This is a genomic window from Mesorhizobium sp. M8A.F.Ca.ET.202.01.1.1, from assembly GCF_004791595.1.
Classification (GTDB): Bacteria; Pseudomonadota; Alphaproteobacteria; order Rhizobiales; family Rhizobiaceae; genus Mesorhizobium.
Genome location: NZ_SRUN01000278.1, coordinates 1 through 290 on the forward strand (window position 1 = coordinate 1; position 290 = coordinate 290).

General features: G+C 64.8%; 1 protein-coding gene. It reads right to left on the reverse strand.

Going from position 1 to position 290, the window contains the following annotated elements; translation table 11 throughout:
- A partial coding sequence (locus EN845_RS34850) for an adenylyl-sulfate kinase (protein ID WP_135931342.1) occupies positions 1-290 on the reverse strand: 290 nt, incomplete at both ends.

Below are 290 nucleotides of genomic sequence, written 5' to 3' on the forward strand. Positions count from 1 at the left end.
ACAGCTTCTTCTCGAAGAGATTGGCGATGGTCGACTTGCCCGAGCCGGACAGCCCGGTGAACCAGAACACGGCCGGGCGCTGGTTCTTCAGGTCGGAGCGGCCCCGCTTGCCGACATCGAGCGACTGCCAGTGGATGTTCTCGGCGCGGCGCAGCGAATGCAGAATCATGCCGGCGCCGACCGTGGCATTGGTGATGCGATCGATCAGGATGAAGGCGCCGGTCGTGCGGTTCTCGGCGAAGTGGTCGAAGGCGATCGGCGCCCGCGTCGAAAGATTGCAGACGCCGACC